General features: G+C 35.9%; 13 protein-coding genes and 4 tRNA genes. 12 read left to right on the top strand and 5 right to left on the bottom strand.

What is annotated here, in order from left to right; genetic code table 11:
• Nucleotides 1–28 precede the first annotated feature (28 nt).
• Nucleotides 29–454 (bottom strand): HIT family protein, encoded by a 426-nt coding sequence (locus HMPREF2846_RS08400; protein WP_070626427.1) that lies wholly within the window; start codon nt 452–454, stop codon nt 29–31.
• A 136-nt stretch (nt 455–590) separates the two neighbouring features.
• On the opposite strand from HMPREF2846_RS08400, the gene HMPREF2846_RS08405 reads away from it, so the two are divergent.
• The gene (locus tag HMPREF2846_RS08405; protein ID WP_070626428.1) at nt 591–1,328 is read left to right on the top strand and encodes an ABC transporter ATP-binding protein EcsA; all 738 of its coding nucleotides are present in this window, start codon (nt 591–593) and stop codon (nt 1,326–1,328) included.
• Nucleotides 1,325–2,551, top strand: a complete 1,227-nt coding sequence (locus HMPREF2846_RS08410; protein WP_070626429.1) for an ABC transporter permease EcsB — start codon at nt 1,325–1,327, stop codon at nt 2,549–2,551. The genes HMPREF2846_RS08405 and HMPREF2846_RS08410 overlap by 4 nt, the downstream gene beginning before the upstream one ends.
• Nucleotides 2,552–2,625: 74 nt before the next feature.
• Here the strand turns inward: HMPREF2846_RS08410 and HMPREF2846_RS08415 are convergent, their stop codons facing one another.
• A complete protein-coding gene (locus tag HMPREF2846_RS08415) occupies nt 2,626–3,129 on the bottom strand; it encodes a hypothetical protein (RefSeq protein WP_002481277.1) in 504 nt (167 codons plus the stop codon).
• A 333-nt stretch (nt 3,130–3,462) separates the two neighbouring features.
• Between HMPREF2846_RS08415 and hemE the strand changes: the two genes are divergently transcribed.
• From hemE to HMPREF2846_RS08435, 4 genes are all read left to right on the top strand, one after another.
• Nucleotides 3,463–4,503, top strand: coding sequence for a uroporphyrinogen decarboxylase (hemE, locus tag HMPREF2846_RS08420; RefSeq protein ID WP_103364063.1), 1,041 nt, complete (start codon nt 3,463–3,465; stop codon nt 4,501–4,503).
• A 37-nt stretch (nt 4,504–4,540) separates the two neighbouring features.
• A complete protein-coding gene (gene hemH, locus HMPREF2846_RS08425) occupies nt 4,541–5,497 on the top strand; it encodes a ferrochelatase (RefSeq protein ID WP_002481275.1) in 957 nt (318 codons plus the stop codon).
• Nucleotides 5,490–6,887, top strand: a complete 1,398-nt coding sequence (gene hemY / locus HMPREF2846_RS08430) for a protoporphyrinogen oxidase (RefSeq protein WP_173020209.1) — start codon at nt 5,490–5,492, stop codon at nt 6,885–6,887. The genes hemH and hemY overlap by 8 nt, the downstream gene beginning before the upstream one ends.
• Nucleotides 6,888–7,159: 272 nt before the next feature.
• Nucleotides 7,160–7,717, top strand: a complete 558-nt coding sequence (locus HMPREF2846_RS08435; RefSeq protein ID WP_070626432.1) for an RBBP9/YdeN family alpha/beta hydrolase — start codon at nt 7,160–7,162, stop codon at nt 7,715–7,717.
• A 63-nt stretch (nt 7,718–7,780) separates the two neighbouring features.
• Here the strand turns inward: HMPREF2846_RS08435 and nadA are convergent, their stop codons facing one another.
• From nadA to HMPREF2846_RS08450, 3 genes are read right to left on the bottom strand one after another with little or no spacing between them, the layout of a single operon-like run.
• Nucleotides 7,781–8,881, bottom strand: coding sequence for a quinolinate synthase NadA (gene nadA, locus HMPREF2846_RS08440; protein ID WP_002481272.1), 1,101 nt, complete (start codon nt 8,879–8,881; stop codon nt 7,781–7,783).
• A complete protein-coding gene (nadC, locus tag HMPREF2846_RS08445) occupies nt 8,882–9,715 on the bottom strand; it encodes a carboxylating nicotinate-nucleotide diphosphorylase (RefSeq protein WP_023016248.1) in 834 nt (277 codons plus the stop codon).
• A complete protein-coding gene (locus HMPREF2846_RS08450; RefSeq protein ID WP_070626433.1) occupies nt 9,666–11,240 on the bottom strand; it encodes an L-aspartate oxidase in 1,575 nt (524 codons plus the stop codon). The genes nadC and HMPREF2846_RS08450 overlap by 50 nt, the downstream gene beginning before the upstream one ends.
• A gap of 103 nt (nt 11,241–11,343) precedes the next feature.
• Between HMPREF2846_RS08450 and HMPREF2846_RS08455 the strand changes: the two genes are divergently transcribed.
• The 6 genes from HMPREF2846_RS08455 to HMPREF2846_RS08480 all read left to right on the top strand — a co-directional run bounded on the left by HMPREF2846_RS08455 (nt 11,344) and on the right by HMPREF2846_RS08480 (nt 13,730).
• Entirely contained in the window at nt 11,344–12,462 is a 1,119-nt protein-coding gene (locus HMPREF2846_RS08455; protein WP_070626434.1) for a cysteine desulfurase family protein, read from the top strand.
• Nucleotides 12,434–12,967: a transcription repressor NadR gene (locus tag HMPREF2846_RS08460; RefSeq protein ID WP_002481268.1), complete on the top strand. Its 534-nt coding sequence runs from the start codon at nt 12,434–12,436 to the stop codon at nt 12,965–12,967. Before HMPREF2846_RS08455 ends, HMPREF2846_RS08460 begins: the two co-directional genes overlap by 29 nt.
• 411 nt (nt 12,968–13,378) lie before the next feature.
• Nucleotides 13,379–13,452 (top strand) — tRNA-Met (locus tag HMPREF2846_RS08465).
• Between the two features lie 19 nt (nt 13,453–13,471).
• Nucleotides 13,472–13,547, top strand: a tRNA-Asp gene (locus HMPREF2846_RS08470).
• 11 nt (nt 13,548–13,558) lie between these two features.
• A tRNA-Phe gene (locus tag HMPREF2846_RS08475) sits at nt 13,559–13,631 on the top strand.
• A 23-nt stretch (nt 13,632–13,654) separates the two neighbouring features.
• Nucleotides 13,655–13,730 (top strand) — tRNA-His (locus HMPREF2846_RS08480).
• The last annotated feature ends 43 nt before the right edge of the window (nt 13,731–13,773 follow it).

The raw sequence follows: 13,773 nt of genomic DNA on the forward strand, positions 1-13,773 counted from the left end.
AGTATGTTATTACCCGAAAATTAGGTAATCATTCAAAATGTGCTTGAATCTCTTGTGCAATTTTAGCTTTTGCTTCATCGCCTAATTCTTCTTCGTGTGTAATCCATTTATAACCGAAGCCATCCACATCATTTTTGTATCTTGGTAAGAAGTGGAAATGTAAGTGGAATACAGATTGGTCTGCAAATTCACCATTGTTTTGAATGATGTTTAAGCCGTCTGGATTAAATGCTTTTTTAATTGCGTTGGCAATTTTAGGCATTGCTGCACCGATATGCTGCATTGTTTCTGGATCAGTTTCGAAAATGTTTGGTGAAGCTTTCTTAGGTACAAGCAAAGTGTGACCTTTCGTTACTTGCGAAATATCTAAGAATGCATAGACATAATCATCTTCATAAACTTTATAACTTGGGATTTCACCATCAATGATTTTGCTGAAAATTGTTTCTGACATCACAATTCACTCCTTAAAAGGTTTACTTAAAGTACATTATAGCATTACCCGCCTTTAAACGTCATGTCACGAATGATTTCTCTATGAGTTAATACATGCTTTTTGGTACAATAAAGAACAGTTGGAGGTTATGAATATGACTGTTAAAGTAGAACAACTCACAGGTGGTTATGGTAAAAAACCTGTGATTCAAGATATTAGTTTTGAATTAAAAAATGGTGGAATTGTAGGCTTGATCGGCCTTAACGGTGCAGGGAAAAGTACGACAATCAAGCACATGCTCGGATTGTTAACACCTGCTGCAGGTGAACTTTCTATTTCAGGTACTAACATCAAAGAAGACATTGAGACCTATAGACATAAATTATCGTATATTCCTGAAGCACCGGTCATATATGAAGAATTAACATTACAAGAACATATTGATATGACTGCAATGGCTTACGGCATTGATAAACAAACTGCAATGGATCGTGCCATGCCGTTATTAAAAACATTTCGTTTAGAAAAAGAACTCCAAGTTTTTCCAAGTCATTTTTCTAAAGGGATGAAACAGAAGGTCATGATAATTTGCGCCTTTATCGTCAACCCTGAACTTTATATCATTGACGAGCCATTTCTTGGTTTAGATCCATTAGGTATACAATCCATGTTGGATTTAATGGTAGAGAAGAAGAATGAAGGGCGTACTGTATTAATGAGTACACATATATTAGCAACAGCTGAGCGTTATTGTGATCGCTTCATCATCCTTGATGAAGGACGTATTGTTGCTTTTGGTAATTTAGATGAACTTAGAGCACAAACAGGTTTACATGATAAAACATTAGATGAAATTTATATTCATGTGACGCAAGGTGGTCAAAACGTATGACAGACCATCGCGCCATAGAATTATTTAACCAAAGAAGAACAGCAATCAGTAAAGAAAAAGCCTACTATAATAAATTTATTTTTAATGGGCACTTTTCAGTATTTCTATTGATTTTATTCGGTGCGTTTATATTAGGCTACGGTAACTGGCTTAAACATATTCCATCTGGCATACCATATGCATTATTAGCAAGTATCGCTGTTGCTGTAATTTCGATCTTTCCTTTACGCACTTTGTTTAAAGAGGCGGATCGTTTGTTCCTATTACCATTTGAACGGCATATGCGCAGCTACTTGAACTATAGTATTATTTATAGTTATTTAAATAGAATAGCTTTGCAAGTGGTTGTATTAATTGTACTCTTTCCATTATTCAGTAGACTTGAAGCGGGCAATCTGCTTTACTACGCATTATTTGCGGTTGCCGCTTTAATTTATCCATATCTCGGCTTAATTGCCAAATTAGAGTGGATGCAGGCAAAAAGGCCTTTATGGATTATGCAAGTCCTGCAATGGCTGCTCTTTGCAATCACATACGTTTTAATTTTAGGTGCACATCAATGGTTTGGTTTGTTACTTGTTATTGTATTTATCGCATGGATTATTGTACTAAAGAAAAATAATGCAAAACGCTTATTGCCATGGGAAGCGCTGATTGTGATTGAACAGCAACATCACATGAATTACTATAAATTCGTCAATATGTTCACTGATGTAAAACACTTGCGCTCAGCGGCAGTACGTCGTCGTTATTTGGATTTCTTATTGCCGAGACCGCGTTCAAATCAATATAACGCAAAGCATATGTATTTATTTCTATTTAAACGTAGCTTCTTAAGAGGTAAAGATGCATTCAATATCATTTTACGATTAGTTATTATTGCACTTGTGTTAATGATTTGGCTTTCGAATCAATGGATTTCATTAATTGTAGGCGGACTGTTTATGTATATAATTTTACTGCAAACAGCACAGTTCTATACACAACAAGCTTATGGGTTATGGCCGCAAGTTTGGCCTGTACCTGAAGAAAGAGTAATTCAAGGCTATGGTCAGTTTCTATATCATATTATGTTTGGTATCGGTATAATATTAGCGTTAACATACGCTATCCTTTTCCCGCCACAATTTTATATGGTATTAGTATTCTTTGTGGTGGGTTGGTTGACAATCAGAAATATTATCAAGAAATTGAAATACCAAGAAGCCTTATTAAAAGACTAAATCTAAATATAAAAACAACGTCTCATTAGCAATTTAAGCTAATGGACGTTGTTTTGTTTTTTAGATACTTTTGCTTAATCTTTATCCACCGGATAGAGGAAACGTTCAAAATAACTTGAATGTTGGCCGCTAGAACCGAAGAATTGAGATAACGCTGTTTTAGAGAAGTTATCTTGATAAACTTGAGAAGATTTGAAATCTTCAAAGTTACTACGCTCAGCAAAACCAAAGTAGATTTTGTAAGTTGTTCCTTTAATTGGTTTTAAGAAACGGTAACATTTGAATCCAGGGAATTTATCCAAGTTTAAAGATAATGATGTTAAACGTTTTTCTAATTGATACATATGATTTTCTGAAGTTGGGATAAAGACAACTGCATAGAAACATTCTTCTTCAAGTTCATTAATGCTTGAAAGTACTTCATATTTAAGTGGTTCTTTTAAAGCAGTTGGTTGTTCAGTTTCTTCAAAAATCACTGATGAATCATTTGTTGAGAATAAAAATAAGTTATGCTCTGGGTTGTTTAATCGAATTTGGTTAAGGTATCCGAATGTACCATAGGATGCATATAATTTCATGGCACGTTCCTCCTTTTTTGTATTATTCTACAAAGAATAAAAATAAGTTTCTAGCAATTAAAAATACTAGTAGTCTCATTATATAGTATTAGTAGGGCAATTTGATATAGAAATGATGAAAATGTTTCAGATTTTGAAAACGGAACCAATGAGGATTTTAACAAATTATGTCATAATGTAATATGTTGCAACTAAAGAAGGTAAGCACGTAGAAAAAGTTTACACGATTGTGATTTGCTATGTCTTTTTTATGACATTTACATCCAACAAAATACGTGTATTCTACGGATATGCTAGAATAGATTAGAATGATTATAATTTTGGGAGGATACTGTGGTGCATCAAAAAAATAATACAATTTTAAAGATGATTAAGGGAGAAGAGGTTGAACACACTCCATTATGGTTTATGCGACAAGCAGGTCGTTCTCAACCTGAATATCGTGCCTTAAAAGAGAAATATTCGTTATTTGAAATTACACACCAACCTGAATTGTGTGCCTATGTTACACATTTACCAGTAGATCACTATCAAACTGACGCAGCAATTTTATATAAAGATATCATGACACCATTAAAACCGATTGGTGTAGATGTAGAGATTAAATCTGGTATCGGTCCTGTGATTGAGAATACAATCAAAACGATTCAAGATGTAGAAAAGCTAGGACAAATTGATCCAAAACGCGATGTACCTTACGTGTTAGATACGATTAAGCTCTTGACGGAAGAAAAATTGAATGTGCCTTTAATTGGTTTTGTCGGCGCACCATTTACTTTAGCAAGTTATATGATTGAAGGTGGACCTTCTAAAAATTATCACTTCACTAAAGCTATGATGTATCGTGATGAGGCAACATGGTTTGCGTTAATGAATCATTTAGTAGATATGTCTATCACGTATGCGAATGCACAAATCGAAGCGGGTGCAGAGTTGATTCAAATCTTTGATTCGTGGATTGGCGCATTAAATGCCCCTGATTTCAGATATTACATTAAGCCGCATATGGAACGCTTAATTAAAGGGATTAAAGCAGAACATGATGTGCCGGTTATCTTATTCGGTGTGAATGCTACACATTTAATTGAAGAATGGAATTCACTTCCGATTGATGTATTAGGTATTGATTGGCGTACAACAATCAAAGATACTGCTGATGCAGGGGTTACAAAAACAATTCAAGGCAACTTAGATCCTTCATTGTTATTGGCACCTTGGGAAGTTATTCAACCGCGCTTAGATGAAATCTTAGATCAAGGAATGGCTTACGGCAAACACATTTTCAACTTAGGACACGGGGTATTCCCAGAAGTGAAACCAGAAACGTTGGAGAAAATTGCTGATTATGTCCATGAATATACAAAACGAAAATAATTTAAATGCAAAATGAACGGTAAAGGAAGGGTTTAATATGACTCGAACTATTGGACTGCTCGTGATGGCGTATGGTACACCTTATCAAGAAAGTGATATAGAACCGTACTACACAGATATTCGTCACGGTAAAAAACCGACACCAGAAGAAGTTCAAAATTTAAAAGATCGCTATGAATTTATAGGTGGGATGTCTCCATTAGCTAGAATTACAGATGAACAAGCGGAGGCATTAAAAGATAGATTGAACTTAATGTATGAAGAACAAGATATTGAGTTTAAAGTCTATGTCGGTTTAAAACATATTCATCCATTTATTGAAGATGCAGTTGAACGTATGCATCAAGATGGTATTACAGAAGCGATTACGATTGTCTTAGCGCCGCATTTCTCTAATTTCTCTGTAGGTTCATATAACAAACGTGCAGCGAAAGCGGCACAAACACATGGTATTAAATTGACGCATGTGAACAGCTTCTATCAACAACCAAAATTTATTCAATACTGGGTGAAACAAATTAATCAAACACTTTCAGACATACCTGAAGCAGAACATGATCGTACTGTTTTGGTTGTTTCAGCACACAGTTTACCTGAGAAGATGATATTAGAATCCAATGATCCATATCCAGAGCAATTAAAAGACAACACAAGATTATTAGAAGAACTATCAAATATTCAACACACAGCAAGAGGATGGCAGTCTGAAGGTAATACAGGCACACCATGGCTCGGACCGGATGTACAAGATTTAACAAGAAGTTTAAAAGCTGAATATGGCTATGAACATTTTATTTATACGCCAGTTGGTTTTGTTTGTGATCATTTAGAAGTCCTTTATGATAATGATTATGAATGTAAAGTGGTATGTGACGAAGTAGGCGCAACTTATCATCGTCCACCGATGCCAAATACACATCCGCTCTTTATCGGTGCTATGGCAGATGAAGTTTATTATGTTTTAACAACGAAAGAAGAGGATGCAAATGAGTAAGAACATCGCAGTCATCGGCGGAGGGATTACAGGGCTTTCCGCAGCATATTATTTAAAAAAAGAACATCCTGAATATGATGTCACAATAATTGAAGCCACAAATCGTACGGGTGGTAAAATTCAAACGTATCGTAAAGATGGTTTCACGATTGAATTAGGTCCAGAATCTTATTTGGGTCGCAAAACAATTATGACTGATCTTGCGACAGAAGTGGGCTTAGGTGATGAATTAATTACCAACCAAACAGGACAATCTTATATCTATGCACGTAACCGTTTATATCCGATACCTGGTGGTTCTATCATGGGTATACCGACAGATTTAAAACCTTTTATGACAACACAATTAATCTCATTAAAAGGTAAATTACGTGCCGCTATGGATTTAACTAAGAAACCTATTGAAATGGATGGAGATATTTCTGTAGGAGATTTCTTCAGACAACGTTTAGGCGATGAAGTATTGGAAAATCTGATTGAACCTTTAATGGGTGGTATTTATGGTACGGATATCGATAAATTAAGCTTAATGAGTACGTTTCCTAACTTTAAAGAAAGAGAAGAGGAGTTCGGCAGTTTAATAAAAGGTATGCGCCATGAGAAGTTATTAAGACAACGAAAAAAACAATTGTATCCTGGTGCACCTAAAGGGCAATTTAAGCAATTCAGACATGGTTTATCTTCTTTTATCGAAGCGTTAACGCATGCAGTGATTGAACAAGGTACATCAATTCAATATCAAACCAAAGTAGAAGATATCATTGGTTTCCAAAAAGGATATAACGTTGTTTATAATGGCGAAAAACACTTTTATGACGGCGTTTTAGTAACAGTACCACATCAAACATTTATGCAATGGTTCTCAGAAGATCCAGCATTAGATTACTTTAAAACAATGGAAAGTACTTCTGTAGCGACGGTTGTTTTAGCATTTGATGAAAAAGATGTGGTCAATACGTATGATGGTACTGGCTTTGTGATTGCGAGAACTTCTAATACTCGTATTACCGCTTGTACATGGACCAGCAAAAAATGGCCGTTTACAACACCAGAAGGTAAAGTCTTGTTACGTGCTTATGTCGGAAAACCTGGTGATAACATTTTAGAAGAAATGGATGATGAACAGATTGTTGCGACAGTACGTCGTGATTTAAGTCAAATGATGGATATTAAAGGCGATCCGGAATTTTCAATCGTTCATCGTATGCCAAAAAGCATGCCACAGTATCATGTAGGTCATATTCAACAAGTGCGACGTATTCAAGATCATATCAAACATACGTATCCGCATTTACGTATTACAGGTGCAGCATTTGAAGCGGTCGGTTTACCTGATTGTATTCAACAAGGTAAAGATGCCGCAGAATCTTTAGCAGAAGTTGTACAATAAATGTTTTGACATGTCGAATTGTAATGAAAAAGATTGACCTTTTTATCAAATAGGATTAATCTTATAATTGAAGACGATGAGATAATATGATGGATTTTATATTATAGGTATGAGAAATACACAAGAGAAAGATGACCTGAACCTAAGTTTTAATGACGATTGTAAATCGCTAAATATCTTTTGATGAGCACAGAAGATAGGAGACGGTTTTCAATACATTTAAACTGATATTTCAGGTCATTTTCTTTTTGAAAGAGCAAGAGGTGAAGAACATGACTAATATTGTTTTAATTCATGCTCAAGGTGCTGACGCCCACTCAAATTGGTATGAATGGTTAGAACAATCATTAAGACTAGAAGGATATCATTCAGATATCGTTAATATCCAACATGACTTACCAGTCAATATGGAAGAATGGTTAAAGCAGTTAAATGAGCAGATTGAAATTTCACAATATGAAACATATTTCGTAACACATGGCTTCGGTACGCTTGCGGGGCTGAAATATTTAGAACAACATCCAGATATTCGTATTGAAGGGTTCTTCAGTATTGCAGGGTTTGGTCCGAATGCTGAAGGTGTAAATCCTGATTTACATGTTCCGGATGTTACATTAGACATTGAAGACTTAAAATCACGTATTGACTATTTCTATGGTATCGCATCTAAAAATGATTCGAATGTTCCATATCAAGATACAGAGTGTTTAGTTCAAGCGTTTGATGGTGATATGAAGGTTATTGATGAAGCGGGTCATTTTACGACTGAGGATGGTTATGATACTTTCCTCGCATTAAAGAATAATATGATTAAACGCATGGCTAATTAAATCATTGATAAAAAAGGTCTCTCTGACGTATTTACTCGTTCAGAGAGACCTTTTCATTTTATATTAAGTAATGCTTAACATACGATCTAAGCTTTCTTTCGCATATTTTGCTGTTTCAGCATCAACTTTGATGATGTTATCACGGTTGCCATCTAAAATTTTATCTAAACACCAAGCTAGGTGAGGAAGGTCAATACGGTTCATAGTCAAACATGAACACATTAATGGGTTTAATGAATCAATCGTGATGTCTGTGTAAGTATCTTTTAAACGATTCACTAAGTTCATTTCAGTTCCGATTAACCAACGAGAACCTTTTGGTGCGTTTTTGATAGTTTCAATAATGTAGCGTGTAGAGCCTGCATAATCAGCAGCTTGTACCACTTCGAATTCACATTCAGGGTGTACAATCACATTGATTTCAGGATCACGTTCACGTGCTAAATCGATATGTGCTTTATGGAATTTCTCATGTACAGAACAATGACCTTTCCATAAAACAATACGTAAATCTTCAAGTTTGCCTTCATAAACAAGTTCTTTAGCAATTGGATCCCATACTGCCATTTGTTCAAGTGGAATGCCTAAATCATATGCTGTATTACGTCCTAAGTGTTGATCAGGTAAGAATAAAATAACTTTACCTTGTTTCAATGCCCAATCCACTACTGATTTTGCGTTACCGCTAGTTACACATGAACCACCGTGTTCGCCAACGAACTTTTTAATCGCTGCAGTAGAATTGACATAAGTTAATGGCAAGATATCTAAGTTGAATTCTTGTGTTAAAACATCATAGCCATGTAAAGCTTGTGTGATATTTGCCATGTCTGCCATAGAACAACCAGCCGATAAATCTGGTAGATAAATGTCTTGGTGGTCGTCTGTTAAGATGTCTGCTGTTTCTGCCATAAAGTGTACACCGTTAAATACGAAGTATTCAGCAGCAGTATTTTCTTTACAGATACGAGCAAGTTCTAATGAATCACCCGTAATATCGGCAAATTGAACGACCTCATCTTTTTGATAATGATGTGTCGGCATGAATAGGCGATCGCCTAATTCATCTTTAATAGATTGAATATGTTGTTCTAACTCCTCAGTTGACATTTTAAGATACTTTTCAGGAATTTCCTTTGATACAGATAACATTGGGTTAAACATTTAAATCACAACCTTTGCAGAAATATCGAGCGCGTTTTGCGCATAAAATAGAGCACCCATTGAAATGAAATCTACGCCAGTTTCAGCGTACGCAACGACATTAGTTTCGTTAATATTACCAGAAGCTTCAGTTTGAATATGTTGAGGAACTGCTTTAATATGTTCAGCAATCCATTCTGGTGTTTGGTTATCAAACATAATGATGTCTACATCTTGATCGATTGCTGTGTTAAGCATCTCTTCATTTTCAATTTCTACTTCAATTTTATCCATTGGACCTACAACTTTTTTAGCGTTTTGAATCGCAATTTCCATTGATTCAGAGAAAGCGATATGGTTATCTTTCAACATCAATCCATCATTTAAAGAACGACGATGGTTCAAACCACCTCCAACAGTCACCGCAAATTTCTCAAAGATACCTAAGCCTGGTGTTGTTTTTCTTGTATCAACAATGCGCGTAGAAGTATGCGCAATTTTTTCTGCGATACGATGTGTTTGTGTGGCAATACCTGACATACGTTGAATTAAGTTCAGAACAATACGTTCCATAGTAAGTAATACGTAAACAGGACCTGTAATTTCAGCGATGATATCACCAGGTTTGACTGTCTCACCATCTTTGATTTTTTGGTCGATATCGATGTGACTCTTTAATAACTTGAATCCTTCTTTGATAATAGTTTCGCCGCAAAAGATACCGTTATCTTTTGATTTTAAGTACATTGTACCTTGTTGTGTCTGATCAAAGATGTGTGTTGCTAAATCACCATATTGATTATCTTCAATGTAATATTGAGTGATTTTCTCTCTGACGAGTAGTGGATTTAACATGTTCCATGCCTCCTGAATTGATTTCAATAAGTTCAAATTGTAATTGCTTATCTTGATGTGGATAATCAAGTCTGTAATGTACGCCTCTTGATTCTTGACGAGCAAGCGCTGCTGTACAGACGATTTGTAGTAATTTGACAGTACAATAACGTTGCCATTTTGCTTTATCGACATATTCTGTTTCAGATGTTTCGAATAATGTCTGTTCAATTTCTTTCAAATAGTTTTGCATTTTGATTCCTTTACGTTCCACACCTAAAATGTCAAAACTTTTTTGTTGTAATTGTGCAGCTCTATCAGCTGAGATAGAAGGTATTTTAAATACTGGATTAAAATGACTATGACTGACAGGTTGTAAAGTTTGATTTAACTTCTCGGCACATAAAGCACCCATAACTAAACCTTCTAATAATGAATTACTGGCTAAGCGGTTGGCACCATGAAAGTTTGTACAAGCCGCTTCTCCAATCGCATACACGCCTTCAAGACTTGTTGTACCATCAATCTCTGATTTAATGCCGCCGACGGTATAGTGTGCGCCTGGTGTAACAGGGATACGTTGTTTGGCAATCGCTTCAGGATAATGTGCTTGAACAGCTTTGTAAATAGTAGGGAAACGCTCTGCAAAATTCGAAATCGCACTAATATCTAAAAAGACTTGGTGACCTTCTTGTTGTTGATGATAGATTGCACGACTAGTCACATCACGTGGAGCCAAGCTTTTCATCGGATGTATTTTATCCATAAACGGAATGTCTTGTTCATTGACTAGCACACCACCGTCACCTCTAACAGCTTCAGACACTAAACTATAGGCATGTTCAGGTTCACCTAATAAAGTAGGGTGGAATTGAATCATTTCCATACTTTCTAAAGCGATGTCATGACGTAATGCGACCACACATCCTGATGCAATGGTATGTGGTATATTAGAGTTAGTAGGGAAGAGGTTGTTAATACCTCCTGTTGCGAACATGACACTATCTGCTTCAATGATTTGTTGTTCGTCAGTACTATCTAAAACAAGTACGCCACAGACTTGATGTTCATGGTTATAAATTAAATCAATGACTTCTGTTGATTCCATTATGGATAAGTGTGGATGAGAAAGATGTTCTACCATATGTTGTGCGATATACTTACCAGTTTGATCACCGCCAGCATGCAAAATTCTTGCAGCTGAGTGTGCGCCTTCCATTGCGTAATCTAAATGATGTGTGACTGGGTTTGAATCGAATGGAACACCTTCATCTACGAGTGCTTGAATTAAAGGATAGCTTTTCGTAATGACTTCTTGGATTACATTAAAATCTCCCATTTCAGCTCCGGCTTCATAAGTATCTTGGCTATGGCTGATTGCTTCATCTTCTTCTCTTTTTGAAAAACATATGCCACCTTGGGCAAAATTACTGTTGTTTTCAGCAAGCTTGTCCTTAGTGATACAAATCACTTCGATATCATCTTGTAATTGACGAACAAACGAGAGTGCAGCAATTCCGCTTCCAACGACAATGACACGTTTCATGTTTACACCTCTATTTACATTAATATATACAATTATGTTAACATATATGTATGCAATGATTTTGTCATAAAAGTAAGATAATTGCAAGTGGGGGAGAAAAGATATGATTTATTTAGATAATGCAGCGACAACACAACCATCAAAAGAAGCGCTGGCAATATATAATGAAGCACAACAAACGTTGTTTTTTAATAGTGAGAGTTTACATGTCGGTGGAGAAATGGCAAGAGAAGCTTTGAATTCTAGCCGACACTATATTCAAAAACATTTCAATACGGATAAAGAAGTTTTATTCTCAACAAGTGGATCACATGCAAACCAAATCGCAATTGATATTTATTTATCACAAGCACAAGAAGGAAAGGTTTTAGTTTCGCCTTATGAGCATCCTTCTATTTATGCAGCATTAGAACCATATAAAAAACAATTTGAAATCGTAGAAATGCCTTTAACAAACGAAGGTGCAATCGACTTAGCAGCTTTAGAAGCACTAGTAGATAATGAGACAGTATTGATTATTGCACAACATGTGAATTCTGAAATTGGTTATATTCTACCAGTGCATGAAATTGCTGAATTCGCACAAGCATACAATATTCCATTTCATGTGGATGGTGTCCAAGCTGTACAAAAGATTGAAGATAAAGCGATTCAAGCTTTTACTTCATATGCGTTCTCTGGACATAAATTTAAAGGTACTAAAGGTGTAGGGGCATTGTTGATTGAACACAAGTCAGTGCGACCTACAAATATACATTACTTCCATGAAGAAGGTACACGTAATGGTACGTTAGATGTGCCTGGCATCTTAGCAATGACAAGAGCTTTATCATTAGATGCGCATTATGAACATTTAACAAAGCTCCATCAATATGCGACTGAACGTGCTTTAGCATCTGGTTTTAGTGTATTAAGAAGTGATAAACAAGCACCTCATATTATTGGATTGTTAACACCGCAATTTGAAGGTCAATATATTATGCAATCTTTATCTAGCCGTAATATATGTATCTCAACTGGTACAGCATGCGGTCATGGTTTATTATTGAGTGAGGGTTTAATTGAGAAGATTAAACAAACAGAACATGAAGCGGATCAATATGTACGTATTTCATTTTCAAGCAATTCAACATTAGGTGAAATTGATACATGTTTTAATGAAATAGATAAGATATTAGAAGGAGTGGCTGCCCATGAGTCAAGCGGATCAGCGACGAACTGAAATCGTTGAACTCTTACAAAGTTCGACACGACCCATTAAAGGTTCAGAACTGAGTGAACGTTTTGGTGTCTCGCGACAAATTATCGTGAAAGATATCTCACACTTAAAAACGAAAGAATATGCGATCAGTTCAACAAGCAAGGGTTACTTTATGGACATTGAACCTCAAGGAAAAAGCTGTAAACGTGTGGTAATGTGCCAACATGATTATGATGAGATGGAAGAAGAATTAAAACTTATCGTTGAAAATGGCGCAATGATTGATGATGTTTCTGTTGAGCATCCTGTATATGGCAGTATCCGTGCTGAATTGATGATTGAAACTGAAGAAGATATTCAAGCGTTTGTAGAAGAAATGACACGCTTTAAAGGTACAATGTTAGCGAAATTAACAGATGGTATTCATCTGCATACATTATCTGCAGACACTGAAAAGATCTTAGATAATGCGATAGATGATTTGAATCGAAATGGCTTTCTCGCAGAAAGCGAAGAAATGGTTTAAATATAAAATTAATAATCAGTAACTTAAAACTTGAAGCATGATTCGCGTTTTAAGTTGCTGAATTTTTATTAAGAGGGGATATAAAATAACGCAATATCTACTGTAACCTTAAAGAAATTTACAAAAGGAAAGCTTAAGCATCACTGATTTGTAAATAAAAAGAGACCATTTGCACTCTAAATATAAAAATTTATAACAATTATATATTTATTACACTTATTTCTAACAGAAACTGGTTGACGCAAGATAGGGAAGTCGATATACTAGTTATTGTCTTGAAAAAAGAGATAACAAATTCGAAACAACTTTAACGTTTTGAAAATAAAATTCACAAATTGTTAAAAAAGGTTTGACATTGGTTAACAAATTGTGATATGATGAATAGGTAAGTCGCAAGATTAATAATATTACCGCGGGATGGAGCAGTTCGGTAGCTCGTCGGGCTCATAACCCGAAGGTCGGTGGTTCAAATCCGCCTCCCGCAATACATATCTTTTTTCAAGGGGTCCCGTAGTGTAGCGGTTAACACGCCTGCCTGTCACGCAGGAGATCGCGGGTTCGATTCCCGTCGGGACCGCCATTATTAATTAAGGTTCAGTAGCTCAGTTGGTAGAGCAATGGATTGAAGCTCCATGTGTCGGCAGTTCGACTCTGTCCTGAACCATTCTTATTTTTATTATTTGTCTGGCGGTTGTGGTGAAGTGGTTAACACATCGGATTGTGGTTCCGACATTCGTGGGTTCGATTCCCATCAGCCGCCCCATAATCGTTAATGCGGGTGTAGTTTAATGGCAAAACCTCAGCCT

The organism is Staphylococcus sp. HMSC056G08 (assembly GCF_001812305.1).
Classification (GTDB): domain Bacteria; phylum Bacillota; class Bacilli; order Staphylococcales; family Staphylococcaceae; genus Staphylococcus; species Staphylococcus simulans.